The following is a 24,948-nucleotide window of genomic DNA, read 5'->3' on the forward strand; positions in this document are numbered from 1 at the left end:
ACGGCTACGTCCCAGCACGGCTACACCTTCCGCTGCCTCGCCGACCACCCGGACGCCACGACCGTGGACCTCGCAGCCCACCTCGCATCACAAAACCGGCCGCCCCCGAGGTCGTCGCAGAGCTCCAGAAATGGGCTACATGCAAAGCTGATGCCACCCCAGCCGGCAAGCGGGCCCAGCTCGTTGATGCCTCGGGCCGCTCTGGGGCGCGAGCACAGCATGGCGCCCTTGCCATACCGGCTCAGCTGCGAACTCGGCTCCCGTGCGGCGAGGAGGGCCTGCAGGAGCGTGGTTCCACCAGTGTCGCCGGTGTTGTCCAGGCCGGCTCCGCACATGCGAGCTCATCAGTCCCGAGGCCGGATCACTTGCGCAGTCGGGAACGGTACTCGCCTGGGGACGTGCCTCGGGCACGCCTGAAGGCACGGCTGAAAGCGTGCGGAGAGGCGTAGCCGACCGCGCCGGAGATCGACTCGACCGGCTCGTCGGTGTCGCGGAGTCGGACGGACGCCAGGTCGATGCGCCACTGCGTCACGTACGCGCCCGGCGTCTGTCCGAGGGCGGACCGGAAACGCCTGGACAGCGTCGCCCGGGAGACGTTCGTCGCGGCGGCCAAGGTCTCCGTGGTCCAGGGGTGTTCCGGTTGGGCGTGGACACATGCCAGGGCGTCGCGCACGACCGGATCACGCATCGCTCCCAACCACGAGCCAGACTGCTCCTGCGGGTGGCGGGCCAGCCAGGCGCGTACGAACTGGACGAGCAGAAGGTCGACGATGCTGTTGACGGCCGCGGTGGTGCCGATCTGCGGCTGCGCGAGCTCAGCAGCGAGAAGTTCGACGGTCCTTCTGAGCTGCGCGTTCTCCCGGGCTGTGACGTGCATCGGCCGAGCGAGGGAGGTAAGGACCGGGGTGCGCACCTCCGGGTCCTGCTCGTAGCGCAGGACGATCACCTCCGTCTGCACCGGCGCCGAGCCCAGCCGCAGGGCTCGGCCATCGCCAAAAGCCCGGGCCGCCGCCTCACGGTCGCAGGAACCCATCGTCATGCTGGCGCCGCCGGCTATCCCGTGTGCGGTGCCCGGCGATACCAGGACGGCGTCTCCGGCCCGCACCTGAAGAGGTTTCTCGCCCGTGACGTGGAGCCACACGGTGCCGCGGGACACCACGTGCAGTGCCGCTCCCGGAGAGGAGTCCAGCCACATGCCCCAGGTCCCTCCGGCCTTCAGCATGACCCCGAGCGCCCCACGCGCACCCGAAACACGCAAGACCTCCGCCAGCACGTCCATGGGTCCATTCTCGCCCACCACCGCGAACCGCCCACCGGCAGGTGAGGCGCATGTGTCCTCGTCCACAGCTTCAGACAACGTCGAGAACGGCCTTTCCGTGCACCTTCCGCGAGAACAGCGCCTGCACGGCGTCGTCCACGTCCTGCCAGTCGCCGCGCAGTCCGACCGGTGCCGAGAGTCTCCCGGCGGCCATGAGGCCCAGCAGGTCTGTCAACTCCCCGCTGGTCGGCGTCATGTCGCCGTAGGTGGTGATGCTGCGGGGTTCGCCGAAGCCGAACAAGGCCGCACTCGTCGGTTCGCCGGAGCGGCCCGCCGACGGGAAGGTCGTTTCCTGCCCCGAGGAGTAACCGACCAGGTGGATGGTGCCGCCCTCGGCGAGGGAACTCCACGCCTGGGCCACCAGCGGCCCGCCGACCGTGTCCAGGACGAGGTGGAACCTGTCCCCGGTCTCGGCCAGGTCGGTCAGGACCTTGTCGGCGCCGAGTTCACGGAGTCCGGCGGCCCGCTCCGGCGAACCGACGAGTGCCGTCACCCGGGCGCCCCCCAGCGCCGCCAACTGGACGGCGAAGTGCCCCACGCCCCCGCTGGCGCCGGTGACCAGAACGTCGCGCGCCAGCAGGGAACGCTTGCGCAGCACCCGCAACGCGGTGACTCCGGCGATCCCCAGCGCGGCGGCGTCGGCCAGGTCCACGCCCTCGGGGACGGTGCCGAGCGAGGCGGGGCTGACCGCCACCCGCTCCGCCCACGCGTGGGGAGCCATCCCCACTGCGACGCGCGTACCTTCGGGCGGCCCCGAGCCGTCGGACGCGGCGCGCACCACGACGCCGGCCGCGTCGTGACCGTGCACGACGCCGGCCGGCCACTGGTGCACGTAATTCAGCTCTCCGAAGTTGAGACCGATGTGTCGTATCTCCACCAACGCCTCGCCGGTGGACGGTACGGGCTCATCGACATCGGCGAACCGGATGGGTCCGGCCTCACTGTGATCGACCACAAGGGCGCGCATAGGGGGTGTGTTCCCTTCTCTCCTGGACGTGCCTGAACACTCGGCGCGGCAACAGATCGAGTGCGCACATGCCTCACTGCCGCCTTCTTGGAACCCTACGCAGGACCGGAACAGTGACCAGACCAGTGAGAATCAATCAGTTGACGATCTGTGTCAGCGCGACTCGCGGCACGTCGAGCCCTGCACCCGTCCGGTGGATGACGCTGCGCCGGGCACAGACATGCCCGGCAACGTAATGACCTTGAGGCGTCAGCGCTTCCGTCGGGCGGCGGGGACACGCTGGGCGACGTACCAGGCGACCGCGTCAACGCCGGGGCGGGCGTACCGCCCCAGGGAGAGGACGAAGGCGTGGCGGTAGCGGGCCAGGAGCATCGGGGTGGCGGTCTCCAAGTCCACCTGCGGGAGATCGGCTTCCCGCCACAGCGCGGCAGGACCTCGGCCAGTGGCTGCGGGCGGCGAACGCGCATCCGGCGGCTGCGACGGCTGCTGAGGTTGTCCCAGATCAAGACGATCGGGCGGCCGAGAGACCGGTGCACCTGGCGTAACTGGCGGATCAGGATGCGGTCGGTGACTGATCCAGGTACGACCCGGTAGAAGTAACGGGCTGGCTGACCGAGGCTGTAGCAACACCATCCGACGACGGAGACCTTGGGCCGCTGCCCCGTCCGCATCTCCGAAGTTGGGGTCTGGCCGGCGGGTGCCCAGGTCCGTCGCACCGGTGGCAGCAGCGACAGACCGGATTCGTCTGAGAGGACGATCACTGCTTTGCGGTGCTCGGCTGTGGTTTTACCTGGGGCCACACCTCGCTCCGCCAGGTCATCACCGCCTTCTCGTCGCGTTCATAGGCCCGGTGCCTGGGGATCTGACGTGGCCAGCCGTGTCGCTTCAGCAGTCGCCACACCCCGGACGGGCTGGTGTACTCGGCACCGGTCGTCTCCTTGATCACCGGGCGGATCCGAGCCAGGGTCCACACCTGCCCGGTGAAGCCGTGTGCGGCAGGTCCCTGCTTCAACGCCTCTGCGACCTGCATCAATTCGTCCTCGGAGACCAGCGGGCGCCTGCCCGACGGCCCTGAGGAACGTCATGCCTGGATCCCGCCGTTCCTCCACTTCTTCCGCCAGACGTGCACGGCCTGCCGGGAAGCCCCCAACCGCCGGGCTGTCTCTGCCTGGGCGATGCCCTCTTCGAACCACTCGGCCGCCTGCAACCGGAGCTTCTCCCGCTGCAGACGCCCCTCACACGTCAGCCCCATCTCCTCCATATCCGTGAGATAGCACCACCCGACGGGCCGTCAACCCCCATATCAAGCCTCAGTAGAGGTCCCGCTGGGCGTGCAAGCCTCGCAGGCGGTCGGGTGCGGCATTGATCACCGCAAGAGGTACCGTTCCGTGGCCACGAGACCCGTCAGGCTCGCGGTCCGGCCGCGGAGGCGGCCGCCCGTGTAGCGACCCTCGACGAGTGGCTGTGACCAGCACATTCGATACTCGGCCCAGGGAGGCCTTTCCATGACCCGACTCACCCCCGTCACCGGGCGCCGGCCCGGTCCCGAGACGGCGCCCGGCTACGAGGCCGGGGCTTTCGGGCATCAGAAGGCCGGTGAGCAGGGCCGGCTGCGTGCACTGGAGGACCTGTGGGATCCGCTCACCGAGCGATACTTGAGGCAGGCAGGCGTGCCCGCCACGGCCCGTTGTCTGGAAGTCGGGGCAGGTGCGGGGTCGGTGGCCCGCATACTGGCCCGGGTCTGTCCGAACGGTGACGTCACCGCGACGGATATCGACACCCGCTTCTTCGAGAGGCTTGCGGCCGAAGAGCGCATCACCGTGCTGCGCCACGATGTGACCCAGGACGGCTTTCCCGCCGACTCCTTCGAGGTGATCCACGCCCGGATGGTCCTGTGTCATCTGGCCGACCCCGCACACGTGCTGGCCGCCATGGCCGAGTGGCTGAGTCCCGGTGGTCTCCTCCTGGTCGAGGACCTCGACCTGGGGCCCGCCGATGCCTCCCCTCACCCGGTGATGCGTCAGGGGCTGCGCCTTGCCGAGCAGACCCTCGGGGTCTCCCAGGGCAGCGATCTCCGCCTGGGCCGACGGTTGCAAGCCCTGGTGACCGACGGCGGCTTCACCTTCGGCGGCATGAGGGTGCAGCCGGTGATGATCGGTGACGGCGGTCCTGCGGATGAGTTCTGGCGTCTGTCGTTTGCCCAACTCCGCGACTTCGCGGCCCTGAGCAGTGCCGCCCTGGCCGGCGAGTTGGACGCGGCGCTGTCTCTGATCGACCATCCGGGCTTCACGGATCTCGGCATGAACGCCGTCTCCGTATGGGGCCGGAAGCCCGTGCGGCCGACAGGGTAGCGCCTCGGCCTGACGGCTCCGGGAGTGGACACCGCGGCCTGGTCCGAACAATCGCCTCAGTACGTGACTGCCGAACCAACATCCCCAGTTGTTGCGTCACCATTACTGAGACCCGGACCTGCACCGCTTACACGGAGACCCCCATGGCTGAACCCCGTCCCTCCTCTGCGTACACCACCGCCTCCGATCCAGCCTGCCTGCCTGCTGATGCGGTGGCGGTGGTCGGGGTGGGCCTGCGCCTGCCGGGCGGCATCCACCGGTTGGACCAGCTCGGCCAGGCCCTGCACGAAGGGCGCGACCTGGTCGGCACCATGCCCCCGGACCGCTTCGACCTCAGCGCCCATCAAGCCCGTGGTCCCGGGAAACCGGGTAAGTTCCACTCCACGGCGGGCGGTTTCCTGCCCGAACCGGAAGTCACCGGCTTTGACACCTCGTACTTCGGCGTCACTCCCAGGGAAGCCTCCCGTATCGACCCGCAGCAGCGTCTGCTGCTCGAGTGCGCGGTCGAGGCCCTCGACGACGCCGCCCTCGACATCAATTCCCTGGCGGGCAGCGAAACCGCCGTCGTCACCGGCGTCTCCAGCCATGACTACGCCGACCTGCAGGCCCGCCGCCTGCGTTCGAGCAACCCCTACACCGCGACCGGCGGATTCCTGTCGACCACGGCCAACCGCGTCTCGTACGAACTGGATCTGACCGGCCCGTCCAACGCCGTGGACACCGCCTGCTCCTCCGGCCTGACCGCGCTGCACCAGGCATGCGAGCACCTGCGTACCGGACGCAGCCCGCTCGCCCTGGCGGGCGCGGTGAACCTGATGCTGTCACCGGGCCTCTTCGTCGGCTTCGAGCAGGCCGGAGTGCTCTCCCCGACGGGGCGTTGCCACCCCTTCGGAGCCGCCGCCGACGGCTTCGTACGCTCCGAGGGCGCTGTGATGCTCGTCCTGAAACCCGTGGCCGCGGCGCTCGCCGACGGCGACCGGGTGCACGCCGTCATCCTGGCCACCGCACTCAACTCCGACGGGCGCACCGTGGGCCTGTCCGCGCCGAGTGCACGCACCCAGGCAGCACTCCTGCGCCGCGTGTACGCCACCGCCGGCATCGACCCGCGTGAGGTGTCCTACCTGGAGGCGCACGGCACCGGAACCCTGGTCGGCGACCCCGTCGAGTCCGCGGCGCTGGGGGAGGTACTCGGCAGCCACCGTGCCGACGCACCGCTTCCGATCGGTTCGATCAAGTCCAATCTCGGGCACCTTGAGGCAGCGGCCGGGATGGCGGGGCTCCTGAAGTCGCTGGTCGTGATCCAATCTCGTTCCATACCGCAGACTCTGCACGCCGATCCCCCCAACCCGAAGATCGACTTCGACCGCCTCGGTCTGCGACCGGTACTCGCCGCCCGTCCCGTCCCCGGCACCAGCCGTGTCGTGGTCGGCATCAACTCCTTCGGCATCGGCGGTGCCAACGCGCACGCCGTCCTCGCCTCACCGCCTGTACCGGCCGCGGCACCAGCCCTGGCGGATGCCGCCGACAACGCCGGGGTGGGCGAGGTCGCCGCGGTGCCGGCCGTCAGCACCGCGGCACGGCCGCTGCCGGTCATCGTCTCCGCGCACACGCCCCAGGCGCTGACCGCCACCCTGGAGTCCTGGGCGGAGCACTTCACCGCACTGGCCGCCGATCCCTCACAGGGGCCCGAGGCCCTGTACGCCGCCGCCTACACCTCGTGCCGACGACGGACCCGGCGCCGCCACCGCACGGCCTTCTTCGCGACCGACCTCACCCAGGCCGCCGAAGTCCTGGCCCGGGCGGCACGAGGCCAGGGGATCGACACTGCCACCGAACGCCTCGTGGGCGGAGGCCGGATCGGCTTCGTCTTCTGCGGGAACGGCTCGCAGTGGGCGGGCATGGGGGCCGAACTCCTCGGCCAGGACAGCGCCTTCACCACGGAAGTCGAAGCCGTCAGCAGCGAACTTGAGCCCCTGCTCGGCTGGAGTGTGCGCGAGGAGCTGGCCCGTCCCGACGCCTCCCGCTGGGACCGTACGGAAGTCGCGCAGCCGGTGCTGTTCGCCGTGCAGGCGGGTCTGGTCGCCGCACTGTCCGCCCGGGGCGTCGATCCGCACGCCGTCATGGGACACAGCGTCGGGGAAGTGGCCGCCGCGTACTGCGCAGGCGGCCTCACCCGGGCCCAGGCCTGCCGTGTCATCGCCGCCCGCAGCCTGGCGCAGGCCGCCACCGCAGGATCGGGGGGAATGGCCGCGGTGGGCCTGAGCGAACATGCCGCCAGGGAACGGCTCGAGCGGGATCGGCTGCACGACCGCGTGGAGATCGCCGCGATCAACTCCGACCAGGACGTCACCCTCGCAGGCTCGCACGAGGACCTCGCGGCCCTTGGCGCCGCACTGGATTCCGACGGCGTCTTCTTCCGCGACCTGGGCCTGGACTACGCCTTCCACACGGCGGCCATGGACCCCGTGCGCGACCAGCTGACCCGTGCACTGGAATCCCTGGCCCCGGGGTCCTTCCGTATACCCATGATCTCCACGGTGACCGGCCGCACCGGTTCAGGAGACGACCTGGACGCCGCATACTGGTGGGCCAACATCCGCCGCCCCGTCCGCTTCCACGAGGCCGCCACCGTACTGACAGCCGGCGACGCCGCCTGCGACGTCCTGGTCGAGATCGGCCCCCACCCCGTGCTGACCGCCTATCTGCGACGTCCCACCGGCGAAGCCCACGCCCCCGGGGTCATCGTCCCCACACTGTCCCGGACGTTCGCCAACGCGGACGCACTGCGACAGACCGTCCTGCGGGTACTCGCCGCCGGGGCGGCGGTGGACTGGGACAGCTACTTCCCCCGCCCCGGCGCGGTGGCCGACCTGCCGGCGGTGACGTGGCAGCGCGAGCGGCACTGGAACGGCGACCAGTCCTGGTGGCAGGAGGACACCCCTGGTGGGGACACCACCGGTGGCCATCCCCTCCTCGGAGCCCGCCAGGCCGGGCCGGAAGCTGCGTGGCTGAACCGTCTGGACACCGACCGGCTGTCCTGGATCGAAGACCACCGGGTCGCAGACGCTGTCGTCTGGCCCGCCGCGGGCTTCGTGGAGATGGCCCTGGCCGCCGCGCGGAGCCGGCACGACGCACCACTCGAAATCACCGGCCTGGCCATCGACCGGGCCCTGACCCTCGACTGGAGCGCCGGCTCGGCGAGCCCCTCGGACTCGGACGACGTCCACCTGGCCACCCACCTCGCCCAGGACGGCAGGCTCACCATCCGAAGCCGCACGGGTGAACAGGACTGGACCGAGCACGTCCGCGCCGGTGTGCGGAGTCTGCTACGCCCGCAGCCTCCCTGCCTGGACATCGCCGCCCTGGAACGCCGCCTGCCGGACAAGCGCCCCGGCCTTGAGCACTACGCAGCCGCCCGCCGGGCCGGGCTCGACTACGGGCCGGCGTTCCGGACCGTCACACACCTGTACACCGGGCCGGACGAGAGCCTGGCACGCTACGAGTCCACCGCGCCGACGGAGCCCGGACACGGAGTCATCGCCCACCCCACACTGGTGGACGGCGCCCTGCAGACCTGCCTGCCGCTGATGTTCACCGCGGCCCGGCCTGCCCCGTTCCTGCCTGCCCGCATCACCACCGTCCGCAGCTGGCAGGCCCTGCCCTCCTCCGGCTTCACCCACGTCACCCGCGCCACCGGCGCCGACGCCCGGTGGGACATCACCGTGTGCAACGACGACGGTGACGTGTGCATGGAACTGCTCGGCTGCGAACTGCGACGGTTCGAGACCGCGACCGCGGACGAGCTGGACCGCCTCACCGAAGTCCTGCGCGCGGCGCCCGTACCCGGCCAGCCCGGACCCGCCCGGAGCCCGCTTCCTGACCCGCGGTCACTTCCGGCAGTCGTCAGGGCAGAGGAGGACGCCGACCTGAGTCGGCTGCACCGGATCAGCGACGCGCTCCGGCCCCGTCTGCTCGAAGTCTGCGCCCACTTCACGGCCCAGGCCGTGCGCCACCTGCTCCCGACCCGGAAGCATTCCTCGTTCGGCCTGACCGACCTCGTCGACGCGGGAGTCGAGCCCAGGCACGCGAAGCTCCTCGACGTCCTGCTGCTCCAGGCCGTCAGCCACGGCACCCTCACCGCCACCGGGCCCGACGCCTGGAGCATTCCGGCCGCGCCACGCCCCGAAGAGCTGTTCAGCCGTCTGCTCGAGGACTTTCCCGGTCAGGCCGTCACCGTCCTCACCTACGGTGTGTGCGCGGGCCGTCTCGCCGATGTCCTCACCGGTGACGCCAACCCTCTGGAACTGCTCTTCTCCGAGTCCGACAACCTCGTCCAACGGTTCTACGAGGCCAGCACCTTCTTCGCTCCGCACACCCATGCGCTCGTCCGCTGGGTTCGCGACATCGTCGAGCGGTGGCCCGCCGACCGGCCGCTGCGCATCCTCGAAGTGGGGGCGGGCACCGGCGCCACCACCGCCGCCCTCCTGCCGCACCTGCCGTCCGAGCGTGTCCACTACACCTTCACCGACGTCTCACCCGCCTTCTTCCCCGCCGCCCAGAAGCGCTTCCACGCCTACGACTTCCTCACCCACCAGGTGCTGGACGCAGACGGTGACCCCGTGGCCCAAGGCTTCGAACCAGGCGTCTACGACCTCGTCATCGCCGCGAACATCCTGCACGCCACGAGCGACATCTCCCGCGCCCTTCGCTCCACGGCCACCCTGCTCGCCGACGGCGGCCAGCTGATCGCCCTGGAGACCCACAGCGTGGAACTCCTGGCCCCGGTGTTCGGCCTGCTGGACTCCTTCTGGCTCTCCACCGACCAGGGCGTCCGCCCCGAGGGCCCACTGGTGCCCTACGACCGCTGGCCCGAACTCCTCGCCGACTGCGGCTTCGCAACCACCGGGCAGTACGACGACACCGCAGCGGACCGGCCCTACGTGTCCCTCATCGTGGCAGAGCGCACCGCCCACTCCGTCCCCGAGAAGACGGCGGACCGTACTCCTCCTCCCACCGCATCGGAGGGGCGACGGCCCTCCGCCGCCCAGGCGACTCTCGACAACGCGACGCACCGGTCCTGGCTGCTGAGCACACCCACCGCCGACGCCCCCACCGAGTTGGTGACCCGGCTGACCCGAGCGCTGCTCGCCTCAAGCCCCGACGGCCGCGTCCAGCACATCACCGAGGCAAGCGGTGCGGACTCCTGGACCCGTGAACTGACCGGTGCGGCAGACGGCCTCCGTCCCGCCCGACCGGTGAGCGACGTGATCCTCCTCGCTGAGCCAGCCGACCACACAGGGCCGCAGCAACACACCGACCACGGCGTCCGGCAGCTTGCCGCACTGCGTGACCTCACCCGTGCCTGGACCCGGAGTGCCCAGACCCGCGAAGAAAGTCTGCGCGTCTGGATCGTCGACGCCGGCGGTCAGCTGCCACCCACCCCGCCGCCCTCCCCCCATGCCGCCCCCCTGTGGGGCGCCGCGCGAAGCCTGGCCAACGAACATCCCGCACTGAGCGTACGGCGCATCGCCTTGACCGATCCCGGCGACGACGGCACCCTGCAGCGGCTCCTGCACGAACTGCACCACCTCGAGGGCAGCGCAGCCGCGGCGGGCAGCCCCGAGGAGCTCGTCGACGACGAGGTGGTCCTCACGCCGCACGGGCGCTTCGCCACGCGTGTCACCTCACTGCCCGACACCGAGGCCACCTCCGGATCCGAGTCCCACTACGCCCTGCACGTGGACGCCCCCGGACGGCATCCCCTCTTCACCTGGCACGCCGCCCCCGCGCTCCGCCCGGCCGCAGGAGAAGTCCTCATCCGAACCGCCGCGGCAGCGCTGAACCACCACGACCTGCTGACCGCGACCGGTGACAGTTCCCTGCCCGCAGCCCGGCGCCACGGCTTCCTCGGCCTCGGCCTGGACTGCGCGGGCACCATCACCGCGGTCGGCCCCGGCGTCACCCGTCTCGCACCGGGCGACCGTGTCGCTGCCATGGCCCACACCGCCCTGGCCTCCCACGTCCTCGCCTCCAGCGATCACGTCATACCGCTGCCCGACACCATGGAATTCACCGCGGCAGCCACCCTGCCCACCGCGTTCCTCACCGCCCACCACGCTCTCCAGCAGTGCGCCGGCCTCACCGAGGACGACACCGTCCTCGTGCACGCTGCCGCCGGGGGCGTGGGGTTGGCCGCCCTGCAACTCGCCCAGCGGACCGGCGCGCACGTCATCGCCACGGCCGGCACCCCCGCCAAACGGAGCCTGCTGCGCCTGCTGGGCGTCGAGCACGTGCTGGACTCGCGCACCCTGGACTTCGCCGAGCAGGTCGCAGACCTGACCGACGGCCGCGGTGTCGACGTCGTCCTGAACTCTCTGCCCGGCGAGGCCCGCCTGCGCAGCCTGCATCTGCTCGCCCCGCAGGGACGCTTCATCGAACTCGGCCGACGCGATGCCGAGCGGGACGAACCAGTGCCCGTTTCCCCCCTGGCCCGCAACGTCTCGTTCTTCGGCGTGGACACCCTGGACCTGCACGACCGGCGGACGCCCGTGGTCCGGCGCCACTTCACTCAGCTGGCAGAAGCCGTCGCCACGGGCCGCTGGAGGCCGGCGCCCCATCACACCTTCCCCGCGCACCGCTTCGGTGAGGCGTTCAGCCTGCTGCACCACGCCCGGCACATCGGGAAGATCGTCATAAGCTTCGACGCCCCGCCGCCGGTCCTCGACTGCGGGCCGCCGAGCGCACTGGACGCCGACGCCGCTTACGTCGTCACCGGTGGCCTGGCAGGATTCGGCGCCGCCACGGCTCGACACCTCGCCGCACGCGGCGCCCGCCATCTCCATCTCATCGGACGCCGTGGCGCTCGAACGCCCGGTGCCGCGACACTTCTTGACGAGCTTCGCACCGCGGGGGCCGAGGTCACCGTGCACGGCGCCGACATCACCCGGCCCGGTGCCCTCGATTCCGTGCGCACCGCCCTGGGGGAACGGCGTCTGGGCGGTGTCGTGCACGCCGCCATGGTTCTCAAGGACGCTCCCTTGGTCGACGTGACCGACACCCACCTGGAAACCGTTCTCACCCCCAAGATCACGGGACTTCATGTGCTCGAAGCTTTCGCGGAGGAACACGATCCCGACTTCTTCCTCGCCTACAGCTCGATAGCCGCCCTCGACGGCAACATCCAGCAAGCCCCCTACGTGGCCGCCAACGCCGCGACGGAAGCGCTGATCCGAGCGCGGCACCGACGCGGCAGGCCCGCCCTCTCCGTCCAATGGGGTGTCATCGCGGACGCCGGATTCGTCCACCGCACCGGACGTATCGAGGAGATGGCCTCCTACGGCATGGCACCCGTCACCGCCACCGACGCGCTCACCGCACTCGACCGGCTTCTCGACACTCGGACGGGCCCCGTCGTCGCACTGGGCCGCTTCGACTGGGACAGCATCAGCCGCGTCCTGCCCCGCCTCGCGGCGCCCAGGACCGGCGCACTGCTCCAGCGGCATCAGGTGAGCACCGACAGTCTCACCACCTTGCGCGGCAAACTGGCCGCGATGAGCGACGGCGAGGCCATCGACCTGATCGAGGACAAGGTCGCCGAGCTTGCCGCCGCCGTCCTGCACACCCCCGTGGACCGCCTCGACCGCACCTGCCGCCTGGACCTGCTCGGCATCGACTCCCTGATGTTCCTCGAACTCTCCACGGCGCTGCGCAGACATCTCGGCTGCGAGATCCCCACGCTGGAACTGATGGGCGCCCCCCACCTCTCTGACATAGCCAAGCGAGCCCTGCACCGCATCCAGCAGCCGGGTTCCCCCGAGCCCACCGAGACGTTCTCCGGCCCCGAGCGGAGTGACCAGGCATGAACGCCCGCATCCCGACGCACAGCGCACCCCGCCCCACCACCTCCATCGACCAGCCGGACTTCGTGGCCCTGCGCCCGGCCTCCGGCGACGAACACCTCCTGCGCCTCTACTGCATGCCGCCCGCGGGGATGAGCGCCCCCTACTTCCAAGCCTTCACCTCCTACCTGCCGCCGGCCGTCAGCCTGCTCGCCCTGCAACTGCCCGGACGTGGACGTGCCACCGGCACGCCGGTGCACACCGACCCGCACCGCCTCGGGCAGCTCCTCGCGGAACGCATCGACCGGGACGACGACGGCCACCCGTATGCCGTGTTCGGTCACAGCGTGGGCGCTCTCATCGCCTACGAGACCGTCACATGCCTCACCCGGCAGGGGCGCCGCCCGCCCACTCTGCTCGCCTTGTCCGCCATGGCAGCCCCCCACCACCCCGACTTCACCGCACGGGCCCCGGACGTCCTGCTCGGCGGCCGGAAGGAGATCGAGAAGCTCTTCGGCCGCCTGCCCGACCACGCCGAGCGCGACCCCAGGGCGTTGATCAACACCTGGATTCCGATGATGGCCGACCTCCTGCTCGCCCTGCAGTGCCCGCCCCACCAGGGGCCACCCCTGGACACCCAACTCGCCCTCTACGGAGGCGAGGACGACCCCGTCATCTCCCGGGAGGCCTTGGCCGGCTGGAACGACATCAGCAGCCAACCGGCCGCACCGCGCCTCTTTCCCGGCAACCACACCTACCCCCTGGACGAGGTCGAAGCCCTCAGCTCCCGACTCTCCGCCGATATCGTCACCTCCCTGCGAGGGTGGGTCTGTCCAGTCAACGGCCCCGGCTCACATGCGGGGGAGTGTCCGGTCAGCAACCTCGGAACGGAGCACGGGAGACGGTAAACCGTTTCGCGCGACGTCCGATCGAGGAAGACGCGCCGTTGACCAGTGAGAACGTAGTGGACGTCGGCGCCGGCGCCGACGTCCACTACGTCGCGCTCGGCCGGAATGAGCGAGGTGGTGGTGAGAGGTTCGGTCGGCCTCGGCGGCGGCCGTAGCCGTGCCAGCGCGTGGTGGTGCTCCAGCGGGGCACGCTGCGCGTGCGCGGTGCGGGTGGGAGGCGGCGGGCGGCGCGTTGAACGTCGAGCGGGGTGGGGGCCGGGGGTTTCGGTGGCTGGATGGGGGTGAGGTGGGCCCGTTGCGCGAGGCTGCGGTGGAGGTGCTCCGTGTAGCGGACGACGGGGGCGAGGTAGCGCGGGGAGACGTAGACGTCTCCGTCGATGGTGTGGTGGTCAGCCATGTGTGTCCGGAAGGTCGCGGGCGGGCGAGGCCGACTCGACGCGGACGCTGAGGTGGTCGAGTGCGGTCTCGATGCGCGTGGCGGCGGTGGGGCGGTGGTGATGAGGTAGCCGATGCGATCGCCTGCGATCGCACCCCCGACCTCACCCCCACGAGGACCTCGGCCGCCGTGATCCACCTGATCTACCCCGACACCTCCGGCACCCTGACCCACCTCCACTACGACGGCCCGCACCCACCGTGGCTTGAGCGCGTCCACTTCCACCGCGCTCCAGGCGACCGTCTCTTGCTCACCGCCGACGGGGGCGATCCCCGCCCGTTGCGAGGTGGACCAAATGGCTGATCATGTCGCCGGCCAGGCGACCGTTGACTTCGACAATGCGGGGGCGGCCGTCGACCAGGCGGATCTCGACGTGGCTGACGCCGGCGGTGATCCCCAGCGCGCGGATCGCCGCCTTCGCCGCAGGTGCCACCACGTCGAGCAAGGGGCACGCCCCATAGGCCGCGGCCAACTGTAGTTCGCGCAGCAGCCCTTCCCCATGCTGCTGCGCACCCCGGTAGAGCGCGTACGGCAGGTCGATCAACGTCACGGTGGCGGTGCGTCCAGAGGGGACCGCGGCCTCCCAGGCCGAGGCGGGAGGCGCCGGCGCCTCGGGCCACAGCTCGAACCAGACCGTCTTGTGGTCCTCCCCGATGCGCACGCCGTGACTGGAGGCCAACTCCTCCACCAGGGCCAGGCCGCGCCCAGTGCAGGCGTACGGATGCCGTTCGTGCGGCACCAGGCCGCGCTCCGGGCGTCGGTCGGACACCCGCACGGCGACCCGGCCGTCGTCCGCCCAGGCACGCACCTCGATCTCGGTACGCGCGTGCAGCACCGCGTTGGACACCAGCTCACCGGCCGGCAACTCGGCGGTAGGCGTCATTTCGGGTGCAGTGCCCTTGAGAGCCGTCCAGACGAACTGCCGGGCCAACACCACGCTCTTCGGTGTCGGGGGCAACTGTCGGACCGGCAGGCTTCTGTGTGGGGGGAGTATCGGCGTCCGGCCACCGGTGAACGCCACACCCGCTCTGGACCAGGCCAGGCGTCGCCCGGGTGATACTGCCGCTCCCGGAGATCACCCGCCCCTGGCGGTGCCGGCAGATGTGCCGGCTAGGAATGCCGCTCCAATGCCTCGGCAGCCACCCGCAGATCCGAAACGAGCCCCGCGTAGGGCGCTTCGCGGTCCTCGGCACGCAGAACCGCCGCGGGGTGGAGCGTGGCGACGACCATGGCCCGCTCGTGCAAGCTCGTTTCCGTCCCGGCGCCATCACGGGCCGCTTTCTCCAGCACCAGCGGGATGAGCATGCCGCGGTCCTTCGACACGCGGAACGACGGGCCCAGCAGGGCCTTGCCGGCCGTGGCCCCGAGGGCCACGACCACCTCAGGGGCCACCAGCCGCAGTTCAGCGGCCAACCAGGGGCGACAAGCGGCCATCTCCCGCAGACTGGGCGGTTTGTGGATACGACGCTTGCTCCGCGTCGCCACGGAGAACTTGAAATGCTTCACGGCATTGGTGAAGTACGACTGGTCCGCATCGAGGCCAGCCTCCCGCAGAGCCCTGTCCAGCAAACCCCCGGCTGGTCCGACGAACGGCTTCCCTTGGCGGTCTTCCTGGTCACCCGGCTGTTCGCCAACGAGCATGAGGCGGGCGCGAGCCGTACCCACACCGAACACCGTTTGTGAGGCGTTTCGGAACAGCGGGCAGCCACGGCAATCTGCTGCTGCACGTCGATGGGCCGGGAGCCCTCCGCGTCGAGGCAGGTACGGGCCGGCGTCGTACTCCGACCCATCCGACGTGGTCACGGGCGCCCCTGACCACGTCCCGACAGGAAGTCTCGTGTCCGGTCCACCAGGCCCAGCCCCGGAGCAAGCAACTTGTTGGCGGGCGGGGTGCTTGGCACCGAGGGGTGAGGTCGAGTGGGGGCCGTCTTCTTCGCCTCACGAACCTTCCTCCCCAGACTTTCCAGGATGAAAGGGTGAACGCCCTCACGGAGCAGAGGGAACAGCGTCCTCTCCTCGTCACGAACATGTGCGGTGACTTCGGTCCGTACCTTCACCATGAGCCGGTTGAAGTCCAGGGCTTGAGGTTCGCAGCCCTCCAGCTCCTTCAGGAGCTGTTCGACTCGCTCGTGGTCGGCGACCTCCCTGTCAGCCAGGGCCTCGCCACCCTCCAGGTGGTCCCGGACCGCCGGGTAGAGGTGTTCCTCCTCCGCTACCGCGTGCCGCACCAACTCGATCGTGATGTCGTCCGCGAGCCGTTTGCGGGCGTCGGATCCAGGGGGTGTTCCCTCGAATTGCGAGAACAGCGCTTCGACCGTCCTGTGGTCGGACATCAACTCGGCGATGACGTCGCCACCGTGTTCCATACGCGTGCGCCTCCGTCTGGTGTGGTGGAGAGCGACCGTGCGCCCGGCCCGCCACGAGTGGCCAGGCGCACGAGACATCAACGCTGGCGTCCGCTGAAATATCAGGCGTCGAGTCGGGCCTCTGAACCGAACGTGCAGCACTATTCGACGAGCAGCCGGTTGAAGAAGGAACGGTATCGGCGAAGGGCCATGCGTAGGCCCTCGGTGTCCACTTGTTCGCCGCGGTTCCATTGTTCTTCGAGGCTGTGCTTGTGCTCGGTGAAGGTCTGGGCCAGCGTTTGCATCACCTTGGCCACGAGGGCATCGGCGGCGTGTACGGCGTCACGGGGGCTGTCCACGAAGCCGTTTTGGATGTCCTGCCAGCGTGCCTGGAAGTCTTGGGCCTGATCGGCTGAAAGCAGCTGCGGGACCGGTTCCTCACCGTCCGCCCCCGATCCGTGAGCAGGCGCCTGCGCCGCTGCTTCGGGGGCGCTGGCGTCCAAGACCGTGGATTCCGGGGGTGGTTGTTGCGGTTCGTCCGCCGGAGGGCGCTGTGGTGCGGCGAGGTCTTCCGTGGACAGTCCGCTCTGTCCGGCGTCGGGTATGTGATCGTGCTGCATAACTCCTCCTGTCCTCGCGGGTAGGCGTAAGTCGGAGGCGTACTCAGGCGTGTGCGTGTCGTGTCGAGCCGCCATCGGAGAGCAGTTCATCGAACAGGCTGCGGTAGTGGATCATCGCGCCGCGCAGCTGTTCAGTGGTGGCGCTGTGTTCGGTGCGTAGGGCATCGATCTTGTGGGCCTCGCGGTAGTGCTCCAGCGTGCGGCCGTGCTCGACCGAGAGGTCCCTCATCTGCTGCTCGAAGCCTTCGGTCGGGTAGCCCCGATCGTGCATCAGCGAAGTGACCAGGAGGTCCGCCTCGTGGACGGCGCGCTCGGGGTGGTCGACGAAGTCGTCCTGCACGCCCGTCCACTCGCGGCTGTAGCGTTCCCGCGCAGTCGGCGCGAGTGGCTTGATGTCCAACTCATCGTGCCGCTTCTCGCGGGCCCGCAGTTCACGCTCCCCGGCCATGCGCCCATCGGCGTTTTCGACCGTACGCTCATATTCCGGGCCGAAGCGATCCTGAAGACGCCGGCGACGTAGGGCAAGCGCTATCCCCACGGCAAGCAGCACGATGATCACTGCGATGGGGATGACGATCGCCAGAAGGGTTCCTGTTGACAAGGCAACCTCCTCATTGAAGGCCCCTCGTCAAGCATAAGGCCAAGCATTCATCGGGCACTTTGAGTGCCTCACGGCTCACGGGCTGCGAGGTCGGTTCCGTGCGAGAGGGTGAGGAAGCATGCCGACGGGCGTGCGAGGAATGCACAGCACTGTCGGAACCGGGCGACTGGGACCGGGCGACCGACCGCAACCGTTGGGTCGCGGCCAGTCACCCTCGGCTTGCTCCCCCGTGATCGTGTGCGACCCCGTCGCGCGTCGCGTGTCGCCATAGGGCCACGGCCACGGCATAGGCCAGGAAGGTCGGTACCCGTGGTTGCCGTCCGACCGCCTGGTGGCTCCGAGGCGGCCGCGACACGCCCGCGACGGTGCGGCAAGCGCCGGTCGCGGGGCGGGGTCGGCCTGGCGTCTCGGCCCGCAAATCCGTACGGTCGAGAGGAGCCGGCACGCCCGACACACATGTGGAGGAGCAATGGCCGAGTACGGCTACTTCCTGGCCTGCGAGGAACACGGCCCAGCCGCCCTGGTCGACCAGGCACGGATGGCAGAGGAGGCAGGTTTCACCTCGCTCTGGATATCCGATCACTACCATCCCTGGAACGAAGCGCAGGGCCAGAGCCCGTTCGTCTGGTCGGTCATCGGGGCCCTGTCCCAGGCCACCTCACTGCCGATCGAGACTGCTGTGACCTGCCCGACCATCCGGCTCCACCCCGCCGTCACCGCCCAGGCGGCCGCGACGGCCGCCGTCCAGACCGGCGGCACCTTCCGGTTGGGAGTGGGGTCCGGCGAAGCCCTCAACGAGCACGTGCTCGGCGACCGTTGGCCCCAGGCAGCGGTACGCCTGGAGATGCTCGAAGAGGCTGTGGCAGTGATGCGGAAGCTGTTCACCGGCGAGGAGGTGAGCCACCACGGCAAGCACTACACCGTCGAGAACGCCCGCCTGTACACCGTCCCCGAGCAGCCCGTTCCGGTTGACGTCTCCGGTTTTGGCCCCGCCGCCACGGAGTTGGCAGGCCGTATCGGCGATGGCTTCATCACCATGACGCCCGACGAGGACGCGGTCGAGCGGTTCCGACGAGCCGGCGGAAAGACGAAGACCGTCCGAGGCGGCCTGAAAGTGTGCTGGGCGCCCGACCGCGCACAGGGTGTCAAGACAGCCCACCACTTGTGGGCGAACGAACAACTTCCCGGAGAACTGCCCCAGATCCTGCCCACCCCAAGCCACTTCGAGCAGGCCAACCATCTGGTCACCCTCAACCAGGTGGCCGACGCCGTGCCCTGCGGGCCCGATCCGAACACCCACGTCTCCGCGATCACCTCGTACGTCGAGGCCGGCTTCGACAGCGTCTACATCGGCCAGATCGGCCCGGACCAGGAGAAGTTCTTCGAGTTCTACGCCGCCGAGATACTTCCTCGGTTGCCCGGCTGACAGGCGATGTGCCACCCGGCGGCGAACGGAACCCGCCCACCGGGTCACCGCGTGCAGATACGTGCTGTCGACGAGTGTGCCGTCCACGTCGAATACGGCGGCGCGAGGTGCGTCTGCCGTCATGGTCTCCTCCTGACCGTGGCCTGCGACGTCGCTTCCCGTCACTCTCCCCCTGGCCCCGGCCGGAGGCAAACGCGCTTCCCGCACCACGGCCCGCCGCCACGCCCAGTCCAACCGTGCCCCCGATCTGCCTAATGCAACCGCCTTCGATGCCCTGCCAGGCAGGGTGCCGTGAGCGGGCACCGCCGGTGTGCCCGCGCACCACAGCGTCGAGGAGGCCCGGGCATGTTGTTCCGGAAGACGACGGAACGGGTCGAGAGGAAGGCCCGCCACGCCACTCTTTCCGCCTGTACCGCCGTGGACGGTCGTGCGCCGGTCTCGGAGGCCGTCAAGGCACTCCTGCGCAAGGCGTTCCCCGACCACTGGTCGTTCCTCCTGGGTGAGATCGCCCTGTACAGCCTCGTGGTGCTGGTGCTGACCGGCAGCTACCTGACCTTGTTCTTCGAGCCGAGCATGTCCCAGCGGATCTACGACGGGGCCTACGCGCCGCTGCGGGGCCTGCGGATGTCCGGCGCCTACGCCTCGACCCTGCACATCAGCTTCGACGTCCGCGGCGGCTTGTTGATCCGTCAGATCCACCACTGGGGAGCGCTGGTCTTCCTCGCCGCGCTCGGGGTGCACCTGCTGCGGGTTTTCTTCACTGGAGCGTTCCGCAGGCCCCGCGAGGGCAACTGGGTGATCGGCGTGACGTTGTTCATGCTGTCCCTGCTGGAGGGGTTCGGCGGCTACTCGTTGCCCGACGACCTGCTGTCCGGGACCGGTCTGCGGACGGCCAACACCATCGTGCTGTCCCTGCCCCTCGTCGGCAGCTATCTCGGCTACTTCCTCTGGGGCGGGTCGTTCCCCGGCCACATCCTGCTGTCCCGGCTCTACACGGTGCACGTGCTGTTCGTCCCCGGACTGCTGATCGCCCTGCTCGGGCTGCACCTGCTGCTGGTGGTGTACCTCAAGCACACGCAGTGGCCGGGCCCGGGCCGCACCAACCGCAACGCCGTCGGGCAGCCGATGTTCCCACACTTCATCGCCAAGTCGACCGGGCTGTTCATGATGGTCTTCGCGGTACTGACCCTCCTCGGCTGCCTGGCGCAGATCAACCCGATCTGGGCGTTCGGGCCGTACCGCGGCGACCAGGACTCCACGGACGTCCAACCGGACTGGTACGTGGGCTTCCTCGAAGGGGCCCTGCGCCTGATGCCGCCGTGGGAGACCGACGTGGCGGGCCACACCCTCATGTGGAACGTCCTGGTCCCGGCGGTCGTCCTGCCCGGCCTGCTGTTCCTGATCCTCTACGCCTACCCGTTCTTCGAGCGATGGGTCAGCGGTGACCTGGCCGAACACCACCTCTGCGACCGCCCACGCGACGCCCCCACCCGGACTGCGCTGGGCGTGGCCGCCGCCGTCGGCTACGCGGACCTGCTGGCGGCAGGTGGGAACGACGTGCTCGCCAGTCTCTTCCAGGTCTCTGTGGGGGCGCTCACGTGGATCTTCCGGGTGGGGCTCGTCCTCGGTCCGATCGTGGCGTTCCTGGTCACCAAGCGGATCTGCCTGGCGTTGCAGGACCACGAACGGCAACTGCTGACGGAGGGGCAGGAATCCGGCTACGTGGTGCAGAGCGTGTACGGCGGGCTGCGTGAGACGCACCGGCCGGTGTCGACGGCCCGCCGTTACCGCGTGCTCGCCAAGGAAGTGCCGGCGCCGCTGCCGCCCGCCCCCTCGGACGCCCCCCTACTGGCCCGGCTGCGCGCTGCGCTGAGCTCGTGGTACTTCGGCGACCGGGTAGAACTGCCGGTCACCCTCACAGAGCGGCGCGAGATCGAGGAGACCGTACGCAGCCCGGTCGAGCAGCGCGGCACCCCGCGGTGACGAAACCGCTGCGGGTCCGCGCTGCACGAGGTGGCCGGGCGGGCAGCCTCGACACCGTCCTGCCTCCTGGCGTTCCGGTCGGTCCGGATCGGGACGGACAACGCGTCGCGTACCAGTGCGCCGGGGGCAGTATTCGAAAACGCGTGGGGTGAGGGCCAAAAACAGCGGCCCGAGCCGGGCCGACCCACGCGACGAAAGGGACGACCATGCCTGTGGCACGCGACATCATGACCCCCGGCGCGGAGTGCGTCGGGGCCGAGGACAGTGTCCTGGACACCGTGCGCAAGCTCACCGACAAGGTGCGGCGCCTCCCGGTCATCGACGGCAACCGCCTCGTCGGCATGGTGGCGTTGGCGGACGTGGCCCGCACGCTGCCGGACCCGCAGGTCGGCGACCTGCTCGAAGCGCTCTCGACACCCTGATCCGCGCTGTGCCATCTGTGCACTCATGCGAGAGTGCAGAGAGATGCATCGGCTTCGTGCCCAGGCATCGCGATCTGCGTCAGCAGTCCGATGTCCGGCCTCCTCAGACGAAGCTGTAGGCGGGCAGCGGACCGTGAAGTCCGCTCCGAGCTCGTCGGCGAGTTGCTTCTCCTCCCACGTTGGCACGCGCGCCCTGCCTGCTCAACCGCTCGCCGCCCTGACTGCAGCCGGGTCCCCCGAAAACACTTGCGACCAGCCAGGAGACCGCCGCCAGGCACCGTCCCGCCGTGCTTCCCGACGGAACGCCAGCGGCCGCGGACCGAGCGTGCGCACGACATGCGGAAGACCGGCCCGACGCAGCAGACTGCTGAGAGAGCGCGTGCCCACGGCTGAGAGGAGCCGTCGTGGAACCTCCTCCCGCATCCCCCGTCGGCGTCGGCACGAGTTCCGACACCGCGCCGGGCCCCGCACACCCGCAGGATGCCTCCCGGGCTACCGCCGAGCGCTTCGTCGCGCTCGTGGACGGCGGGTCGCTGCGCCTTCCCCTGCCCGGCTCCGGCCGGACCCGGGAGCGCTTTCACACCCTGTGCCGCCTCGGCCGCCACGACCTGTGCGTCGCCCGCCTCGCGGAGGGGCACGTCGACGCCGTGGCGATCCTGGCGGAGCTGGGTGGGCCCAAGGTGAAGCCGGGCGAACGGTGGGGCGTGTGGGCGGCGCACCCCCCGGGCCCGGGGCTGAAGGCGGTCGGAAGGAGCGCTGACTGGCGGCTGACCGGCGTCAAGCCGTACTGCTCGGGCGCCCGCACCTGCACCCACGCGCTGGTCACGGCTGACACCGCGCAAGGGCGGCGCCTCTTCGCCGTGCCCGTCGGTGACCGTGGCGTGCTGGCGGTGCCCGGCACCTGGCAGGCGGTGGGCATGGCGGGCAGTGACTCGCTCGACGTGACGTTCCACGACGTGCCGGCGGAACCCGTCGGCGACGTGGGCGGTTATGTGCGACGACCTGGCTTCCAACACGGTGGCATCGGTGTCGCGGCGTGTTGGTTGGGAGGCGCTCAGGCGGTGACGGCCACCTTGGCGACGGAGTCCGGCCGCCGGGGCCTCGACGAGCACGCCGCCGCGCACCTGGGACGGGCAGACGTGCTCCTGCACACGGCCGAGGTCCTCCTCGGTCACGCGGCGGACGAGATCGACGGCGATCCGGACGACCGGCACGGCGGTGCGCGGGTACGCAGCCTGCGAGTCCGGGGCCTGGTGGAACTGGTCTGCACCGAGGTCCTGCAACACGTCGGCAGGGCGACGGGGGCCGGGCCGCTGTGCCGGGACGCCGCGCACGCCCGGGCCGTGGCGGACCTCACCGTCTACCTGCGGCAGCACCACGCGGAACGCGACTACGCGGTACTCGGCAACCTGCTGGCCGGCGACGGGAGAGCGCCATGACGAGCGTCCACCGCAGAGCAGCCGCCGATGCCATCGACGCACCCGGCACACCGGAGGGCATCTGGGCGTCCTGGTACGGCCCCCGGCACCTTCCGCCCGTCCCACCGCCGGACGGGCCGGTCGTGGTGGTCGCGGCCCACCCCGACGACGAGGTGTTGGGCTTCGGCGGGAGCCTGGCCCTGCTGGCGTCCGGTGGCGCCGAGGTGCGCCTCGTGTCCGTCACGGACGGGGAGGGCTCCCACCCCCGCAGCACGCTGATCACCGCGGACGAGCTGGCCCACCGGCGCCATCGCGAACTCCTCAACGCCCTTGAGCTGTTGGGGCTCCCACAGGTGCGTGTGGAGCGGTTGGGGATCCCGGACACCCAGGTGGAACGCCATCGGTCGACGGTGTCACGGGCCGTCGCCGACCTGCTGCGGGAGGTCAACGCCGCCCGGTGCGTCGCGCCTTGGGTGGGCGACCTGCACTGCGACCACGAGGCCGCGGGCCGGGCTGCCTTGGATGCCTGCCGAGCCACCGGCGTACCGCTGTGGATGTATCCGGTGTGGATGTGGCACTGGGCGCGGCCGGCGGACCCCCGCGTGCCGTGGCATCTGGCCGCGCACCTGTCGCTGTCGACGGATGCGGCGGAGCGGAAATCGCTCGCCGTCGCGCAGTTCGTCAGCCAGATCCATCCGCTGGGTGACGGCGAGGAGAATGCCGCGATCCTGCCGCCGTCGGAGGTCGCGCACCACCTCAGGTCGTACGAGGTGGTGTTCCGGTGAACACGCCGGCCGCCTACTTCGCCGCCCAGTACGCTGCCGCGACCGACCCGTGGCAGCTCACCCGACGCTGGTACGAACACCGCAAGTACGCCCTGACCCTCGCTGCTCTTCCGCGTCCCCGCTACCGCGTGGCCTTCGAGCCGGGTTGTTCGGTGGGGGTGCTCACCCGTCACCTCGCGCGACGCTGCGACAGATTGCTCGCCGCCGACGCCGTCCCGTATGCCGTCGCCACCGCGACGGCCCGCACCCGCGACCTTCCCCACGTCGAGGTGCGTTGCCTGGCCGTTCCGGGACAGTGGCCGGCGGGCGCCTTCGACCTCGTAGTGCTGTCGGAGCTGCTCTACTACTTCGACGACGCGACGCTGTGGGCCGTCCTCGACCGCACCGTCGGCAGTCTCGCACCGGGCGGCACGGTGGTCACCGCGCACTGGAACCACCGGGTTGCCGAGCACCTGCGCACCGGGACCGAACTCGCCGCCGAACTCGCCGCCGTGCCGGAGCTGTCCCTGCTGTGTGACGTGCGGGACGCCGACTTCACGTTGCAGACCTTCGCTCGCAGGCACCGGGACGGCAGTCTCCCCCACTCCCCCGCCGTGACCGAGGGACTGGTGTGAACACCTGGCACGCGGGACGGCCGTCGGCCCTCGCCGTGGTCGTCCCCGCGCACAACGAGGCGGCGGAACTCCCGGCCGCGCTCGGCTCCCTACGGCGTGCCGCCGACCACCCCGAACTGGTCGGGCTCCCCCTGGTGCTGGTGGTCGTGGCAGATGCCTGCGACGACGCCACGGCCGCTGTCGCCACCGCGTGGGGCGCGTCGGTCGTGGACATCCGGTCCCGCAACGTGGGGGCGGCCCGCGCGGCCGGCGTCGCCCGGGCGCTGGAGGTGCTGGGGACCGCAGGCGAGCGGGCCTGGATCGTGACCACCGACGCCGACACCCTCGTACCGCCCAGATGGCTGGCCCATCACCTGCACCACGCACGGCAGGGTTGGCACGGCGTCGTCGGTACGGTGCGGCTGCGCCGCGGACCGGAGTTGAGTGCCCGCGCCGTGGCCCGCGCGCAGGCGCGGTACTTCGCCGGTCGCCCCGTCCCGCCATTGCCCTGGGGGCATCCGCACGTCCACGGCGCCAACCTCGGGATCGGAGCCGGTCCCTACCGGGCCGCCGGCGGTTTTCCCGCGCTCACCCACGGCGAGGACCGCGCCCTGGTCGCCGCACTCGACCGGCTCGGTCACCAGGTGCTGCGCACGGATGCCTGTCCGGTGTGGACGTCGGGACGTCTGGACCCCCGGGCCCCGCACGGTTTCGGCGTGGCCCTGCGGTGCCTGCTGGAGGAGCCGGCCGGAGCCTCCGAGGCACCGCCGCGGAGCGGGGCTCCGCGTGCGTGAAGCCATCGACATGCCTGCGATGTCGGAGCGGGTATCCGCCGCGTAGGACGTTCGCGGGCCGCTCCGGTACCTCGTTCGCCCTCCTCACTGGCGCCGCCGCTCGATGCGGGCGGGTGGTGCCGCGTTCGCACGGTTACCCTGCG

Annotated in this window: 20 protein-coding genes and 2 pseudogenes; 10 read left to right on the forward strand and 12 right to left on the reverse strand. The window is 70.4% G+C overall.

The genetic code is table 11. From position 1 onward, the window contains the following. Positions 1 to 361: 361 nt before the first annotated feature. From ACLJT4_RS13915 to ACLJT4_RS13940, 6 genes and pseudogenes are all read right to left on the reverse strand, one after another. Positions 362 to 1,279 carry a cupin domain-containing protein gene (locus tag ACLJT4_RS13915; protein WP_411122614.1) on the reverse strand — a complete coding sequence of 306 codons (918 nt, stop codon included), beginning with the start codon at positions 1,277 to 1,279 and terminating at the stop codon, positions 362 to 364. Between the two features lie 70 nt (positions 1,280 to 1,349). Beyond that, a complete protein-coding gene (locus ACLJT4_RS13920) occupies positions 1,350 to 2,285 on the reverse strand; it encodes a zinc-binding dehydrogenase (protein WP_411122615.1) in 936 nt (311 codons plus the stop codon). Positions 2,286 to 2,534: 249 nt separating this feature from the next. After that, positions 2,535 to 2,681: a PmrA gene (locus ACLJT4_RS13925; protein ID WP_411122616.1), complete on the reverse strand. Its 147-nt coding sequence runs from the start codon at positions 2,679 to 2,681 to the stop codon at positions 2,535 to 2,537. Between the two features lie 83 nt (positions 2,682 to 2,764). Continuing rightward, positions 2,765 to 3,085: pseudogene (locus ACLJT4_RS13930) on the reverse strand (transposase); the annotation flags it as partial. Beyond that, positions 3,043 to 3,315 (reverse strand): helix-turn-helix domain-containing protein, encoded by a 273-nt coding sequence (locus ACLJT4_RS13935; protein WP_411122617.1) that lies wholly within the window; start codon positions 3,313 to 3,315, stop codon positions 3,043 to 3,045. The pseudogene ACLJT4_RS13930 and the gene ACLJT4_RS13935, both read right to left, overlap by 43 nt. Positions 3,316 to 3,366: 51 nt before the next feature. Further along, complete coding sequence (locus ACLJT4_RS13940; protein WP_411122618.1) at positions 3,367 to 3,537, reverse strand: helix-turn-helix domain-containing protein; 171 nt, start codon at positions 3,535 to 3,537, stop codon at positions 3,367 to 3,369. Positions 3,538 to 3,790: 253 nt separating this feature from the next. On the opposite strand from ACLJT4_RS13940, the gene ACLJT4_RS13945 reads away from it, so the two are divergent. The 3 genes from ACLJT4_RS13945 (at position 3,791) to ACLJT4_RS13955 (ending at position 13,382) form a co-directional block, all read left to right on the forward strand. Then, positions 3,791 to 4,636 (forward strand): class I SAM-dependent methyltransferase, encoded by an 846-nt coding sequence (locus tag ACLJT4_RS13945; protein WP_411122619.1) that lies wholly within the window; start codon positions 3,791 to 3,793, stop codon positions 4,634 to 4,636. 143 nt (positions 4,637 to 4,779) lie between these two features. Beyond that, the gene (locus ACLJT4_RS13950; protein ID WP_411122620.1) at positions 4,780 to 12,498 is read left to right on the forward strand and encodes an SDR family NAD(P)-dependent oxidoreductase; all 7,719 of its coding nucleotides are present in this window, start codon (positions 4,780 to 4,782) and stop codon (positions 12,496 to 12,498) included. Further along, on the forward strand, positions 12,495 to 13,382 hold the full coding sequence (locus ACLJT4_RS13955) for a thioesterase II family protein (protein WP_411122621.1): 888 nt from the start codon (positions 12,495 to 12,497) through the stop codon (positions 13,380 to 13,382). Before ACLJT4_RS13950 ends, ACLJT4_RS13955 begins: the two co-directional genes overlap by 4 nt. Positions 13,383 to 13,467: 85 nt before the next feature. On the opposite strand, the gene ACLJT4_RS13960 is transcribed toward ACLJT4_RS13955, so the two are convergent. The 6 genes and pseudogenes from ACLJT4_RS13960 to ACLJT4_RS13985 form a co-directional block, all read right to left on the reverse strand. After that, positions 13,468 to 13,779: a hypothetical protein gene (locus tag ACLJT4_RS13960; RefSeq protein WP_411122622.1), complete on the reverse strand. Its 312-nt coding sequence runs from the start codon at positions 13,777 to 13,779 to the stop codon at positions 13,468 to 13,470. A gap of 298 nt (positions 13,780 to 14,077) precedes the next feature. Further along, positions 14,078 to 14,776 (reverse strand): annotated as a pseudogene (locus ACLJT4_RS13965) (ATP-binding protein); the annotation flags it as partial. Positions 14,777 to 14,928: 152 nt separating this feature from the next. Further along, positions 14,929 to 15,621, reverse strand: coding sequence for a UdgX family uracil-DNA binding protein (locus tag ACLJT4_RS13970; protein WP_411122623.1), 693 nt, complete (start codon positions 15,619 to 15,621; stop codon positions 14,929 to 14,931). Next, entirely contained in the window at positions 15,618 to 16,184 is a 567-nt protein-coding gene (locus ACLJT4_RS13975) for a hemerythrin domain-containing protein (protein ID WP_411122624.1), read from the reverse strand. The genes ACLJT4_RS13970 and ACLJT4_RS13975 overlap by 4 nt, the downstream gene beginning before the upstream one ends. A 140-nt stretch (positions 16,185 to 16,324) precedes the next feature. After that, on the reverse strand, positions 16,325 to 16,783 hold the full coding sequence (locus ACLJT4_RS13980) for a hypothetical protein (RefSeq protein WP_411122625.1): 459 nt from the start codon (positions 16,781 to 16,783) through the stop codon (positions 16,325 to 16,327). Positions 16,784 to 16,826: 43 nt separating this feature from the next. Continuing rightward, positions 16,827 to 17,384, reverse strand: a complete 558-nt coding sequence (locus ACLJT4_RS13985; protein WP_411122626.1) for a hypothetical protein — start codon at positions 17,382 to 17,384, stop codon at positions 16,827 to 16,829. Positions 17,385 to 17,853: 469 nt separating this feature from the next. On the opposite strand from ACLJT4_RS13985, the gene ACLJT4_RS13990 reads away from it, so the two are divergent. The 7 genes from ACLJT4_RS13990 (at position 17,854) to ACLJT4_RS14020 (ending at position 24,805) form a co-directional block, all read left to right on the forward strand. Next, positions 17,854 to 18,810 (forward strand): TIGR03557 family F420-dependent LLM class oxidoreductase, encoded by a 957-nt coding sequence (locus ACLJT4_RS13990; RefSeq protein ID WP_411122627.1) that lies wholly within the window; start codon positions 17,854 to 17,856, stop codon positions 18,808 to 18,810. Between the two features lie 345 nt (positions 18,811 to 19,155). Further along, the gene (locus tag ACLJT4_RS13995) at positions 19,156 to 20,793 is read left to right on the forward strand and encodes a cytochrome b (RefSeq protein ID WP_411122628.1); all 1,638 of its coding nucleotides are present in this window, start codon (positions 19,156 to 19,158) and stop codon (positions 20,791 to 20,793) included. Positions 20,794 to 20,999: 206 nt separating this feature from the next. After that, entirely contained in the window at positions 21,000 to 21,215 is a 216-nt protein-coding gene (locus ACLJT4_RS14000; protein ID WP_411122629.1) for a CBS domain-containing protein, read from the forward strand. A 404-nt stretch (positions 21,216 to 21,619) separates the two neighbouring features. Further along, positions 21,620 to 22,654, forward strand: a complete 1,035-nt coding sequence (locus ACLJT4_RS14005; protein ID WP_411122630.1) for an acyl-CoA dehydrogenase — start codon at positions 21,620 to 21,622, stop codon at positions 22,652 to 22,654. Continuing rightward, the gene (locus tag ACLJT4_RS14010) at positions 22,651 to 23,418 is read left to right on the forward strand and encodes a PIG-L deacetylase family protein (RefSeq protein ID WP_411122631.1); all 768 of its coding nucleotides are present in this window, start codon (positions 22,651 to 22,653) and stop codon (positions 23,416 to 23,418) included. The genes ACLJT4_RS14005 and ACLJT4_RS14010 overlap by 4 nt, the downstream gene beginning before the upstream one ends. Next, a complete protein-coding gene (locus ACLJT4_RS14015; protein ID WP_411122632.1) occupies positions 23,415 to 24,032 on the forward strand; it encodes a class I SAM-dependent methyltransferase in 618 nt (205 codons plus the stop codon). The genes ACLJT4_RS14010 and ACLJT4_RS14015 overlap by 4 nt, the downstream gene beginning before the upstream one ends. Then, the gene (locus ACLJT4_RS14020) at positions 24,029 to 24,805 is read left to right on the forward strand and encodes a glycosyltransferase (protein ID WP_411122634.1); all 777 of its coding nucleotides are present in this window, start codon (positions 24,029 to 24,031) and stop codon (positions 24,803 to 24,805) included. Before ACLJT4_RS14015 ends, ACLJT4_RS14020 begins: the two co-directional genes overlap by 4 nt. Positions 24,806 to 24,948: the final 143 nt, after the last annotated feature.

Origin of the sequence: Streptomyces sp. x-19 (genome assembly GCF_046549115.1) — a bacterium.
GTDB lineage: Bacteria > Actinomycetota > Actinomycetes > Streptomycetales > Streptomycetaceae > Streptomyces > Streptomyces albulus_C.

What these genes read in the sequence shown, in the direction of transcription:
- ACLJT4_RS13950 (WP_411122620.1), top strand. Translation starts at nt 4,780, where the DNA reads ATGGCTGAACCCCGTCCCTCCTCTGCGTACACCACCGCCTCCGATCCA.
- ACLJT4_RS13945 (WP_411122619.1), top strand. Translation starts at nt 3,791, where the DNA reads ATGACCCGACTCACCCCCGTCACCGGGCGCCGGCCCGGTCCCGAGACG.
- ACLJT4_RS13995 (WP_411122628.1), top strand. Translation starts at nt 19,156, where the DNA reads ATGTTGTTCCGGAAGACGACGGAACGGGTCGAGAGGAAGGCCCGCCAC.
- ACLJT4_RS14010 (WP_411122631.1), top strand. Translation starts at nt 22,651, where the DNA reads ATGACGAGCGTCCACCGCAGAGCAGCCGCCGATGCCATCGACGCACCC.
- ACLJT4_RS13955 (WP_411122621.1), top strand. Translation starts at nt 12,495, where the DNA reads ATGAACGCCCGCATCCCGACGCACAGCGCACCCCGCCCCACCACCTCC.
- ACLJT4_RS13935 (WP_411122617.1), bottom strand. Translation starts at nt 3,315, where the DNA reads ATGCAGGTCGCAGAGGCGTTGAAGCAGGGACCTGCCGCACACGGCTTC.
- ACLJT4_RS13920 (WP_411122615.1), bottom strand. Translation starts at nt 2,285, where the DNA reads ATGCGCGCCCTTGTGGTCGATCACAGTGAGGCCGGACCCATCCGGTTC.
- ACLJT4_RS13960 (WP_411122622.1), bottom strand. Translation starts at nt 13,779, where the DNA reads ATGGCTGACCACCACACCATCGACGGAGACGTCTACGTCTCCCCGCGC.
- ACLJT4_RS13990 (WP_411122627.1), top strand. Translation starts at nt 17,854, where the DNA reads ATGGCCGAGTACGGCTACTTCCTGGCCTGCGAGGAACACGGCCCAGCC.
- ACLJT4_RS13975 (WP_411122624.1), bottom strand. Translation starts at nt 16,184, where the DNA reads ATGGAACACGGTGGCGACGTCATCGCCGAGTTGATGTCCGACCACAGG.
- ACLJT4_RS13980 (WP_411122625.1), bottom strand. Translation starts at nt 16,783, where the DNA reads ATGCAGCACGATCACATACCCGACGCCGGACAGAGCGGACTGTCCACG.
- ACLJT4_RS14000 (WP_411122629.1), top strand. Translation starts at nt 21,000, where the DNA reads ATGCCTGTGGCACGCGACATCATGACCCCCGGCGCGGAGTGCGTCGGG.
- ACLJT4_RS13940 (WP_411122618.1), bottom strand. Translation starts at nt 3,537, where the DNA reads ATGGGGCTGACGTGTGAGGGGCGTCTGCAGCGGGAGAAGCTCCGGTTG.
- ACLJT4_RS13915 (WP_411122614.1), bottom strand. Translation starts at nt 1,279, where the DNA reads ATGGACGTGCTGGCGGAGGTCTTGCGTGTTTCGGGTGCGCGTGGGGCG.